Source organism: Bartonella grahamii ATCC 700132 (assembly GCF_000518085.1).
Classification (GTDB): Bacteria; Pseudomonadota; Alphaproteobacteria; order Rhizobiales; family Rhizobiaceae; genus Bartonella; species Bartonella grahamii.
Genome location: NZ_JACX01000058.1, coordinates 1 through 1,572, shown reverse-complemented (window position 1 = coordinate 1,572; position 1,572 = coordinate 1). Strand labels below are relative to the sequence as shown.

The 1,572-nt window shown below is 39.2% G+C and carries 3 protein-coding genes; 2 read left to right on the top strand and 1 reads right to left on the bottom strand.

Annotated features, from left to right (window positions below; genetic code table 11):
- Nucleotides 1–405 (top strand): tyrosine-type recombinase/integrase (locus U736_RS0108635; protein ID WP_026500678.1); only part of this gene is annotated, 405 nt, incomplete at its 5' end.
- Between the two features lie 210 nt (nucleotides 406–615).
- Nucleotides 616–816, top strand: a complete 201-nt coding sequence (locus U736_RS0108630) for a helix-turn-helix transcriptional regulator (RefSeq protein WP_015856172.1) — start codon at nucleotides 616–618, stop codon at nucleotides 814–816.
- A 102-nt stretch (nucleotides 817–918) separates the two neighbouring features.
- Here U736_RS0108630 and U736_RS0108625 read toward each other — a convergent pair whose 3' ends face one another.
- Nucleotides 919–1,278: a hypothetical protein gene (locus U736_RS0108625; RefSeq protein ID WP_015856194.1), complete on the bottom strand. Its 360-nt coding sequence runs from the start codon at nucleotides 1,276–1,278 to the stop codon at nucleotides 919–921.
- Nucleotides 1,279–1,572: the final 294 nt, after the last annotated feature.

Here is a 1,572-nt window from a genome sequence, read left to right as displayed (position 1 = left end):
GGCGATATCTGGACAATCCCTGCTGAAAATATGAAAGGTCGACGTGATACTACAGAAGAGTTTCGCGTGCCTCTATCATCAGAAGCATTAGAAATCTTAAAACAAGCGCGCTTGCTTTCTCGCAATGATTTCTTCTTTTCTGCAACCGGTCGGGGTCCCCTCGCTGCAAATTGTATGGCTCAATATATGAGAGACAATAAAATTGAGGCATGCCCCCATGGATTTCGTTCTAGTTTACGTGATTGGCTCGCTGAAACAACCGATGCCCCTTATGAAGTCGCAGAAACTATTCTAAGTCATACAGTAGGCGGTAAAGTAGAGCGTGCCTATCGTCGGACTGACTATTTAGAACAGCGCCGCGTTTATATGGATAAATGGGCGGCATATGTCACGGGTCAATCTTAAGATATGGGGTGCATAACCCCATTATCTGTGGATAACTTTAGCTCTCTTCTCTCTCATTCTTTCTCAATAAGAGCCATAAATTATCACATAAGAAATTGTATGATAAAATATTGTTTTCTATAAATAAAACATCTTTCTAAATGAACCAAAATGTGGTTAATAAATGGTTATGATTTGTTACCATTTTTTTACTTTTGAAAGGAAATTATTATGACAGAAAATGATATTCTTTTGACAGACCGTGAAAGTGCAAAACTGCTTCATATGAGTGTCTCAACATTCCGGCGTCATGTTACCAATGGCTCTCTCCCCAAACCTTTAAAATTTGGTTTTTTATCGCGTTGGTTACAATCGGATCTTTTGAATGTCATCGAGCAAGCAAAACAGCAACGTTATAACGACGCGGCATAAAAAGAAAACCTTGTTACGTAAAGACGAACAAGGCTTTCTCAAGCTCATCAACCTGGTGCTTTATTTGGTGTAAATTCAAGGCTTTCTCTGCTGAAGCAAGACTTAAGGCTGGCATTCAAGTTGTTCTGAATGTTTTTTACAATAAGGGCTATTTAAGCGTCTCTCAACACTTCGCTGAGGCATGACAGCACCAGGACGACATATGGGAAGATTGTCCGATTTATGGTTCTCACACCATTCTTGTATTGTAAAGCTAGGACGAAAACCTGATTGCGCCATACACATTTCAATACTGGCAAATTGATTCAAATCTAGCGCCACAACCTTATTAAGGTCCGGTACTCCACATTCTAAAAGTATTTTATTTCTCCATAATGCTGGAGAAAGTGAGGGAATTGAGTTAACACATCCAGTGATACTTAACAGAGCTATGCAACTCAATAGTTTTAAGATTTTCTTCATTTTTCCCCTCTTTCAATGGATTTATTTACGATAAAACAGCTCGGAAGTTTGTTGATATTTTCTGTCACCGCTGTTTAAAACAACGGTGAACAATATTGAGATGATGGATTGAGGAAATAATCCCATCATTTCAAGCAAAAGAAAGGATGGCGGATTGTTGATCATTACAAACAGCAAGACTTAAGGCTGGCATTTGCGACTATTTTTATATTTTTTACAAAACGGGCTGTTCAAGCGCTTCTTGACACTGCGCTGTGGTATGACAGCACCTGGACGACAAATCGGAAGGTTTTC

Bases quoted from the DNA above. Each gene is read 5' to 3' on its own strand.
- U736_RS0108630 (WP_015856172.1), top strand. From the start codon at position 616: ATGACAGAAAATGATATTCTTTTGACAGACCGTGAAAGTGCAAAACTG.
- U736_RS0108625 (WP_015856194.1), bottom strand. From the start codon at position 1,278: ATGAAGAAAATCTTAAAACTATTGAGTTGCATAGCTCTGTTAAGTATC.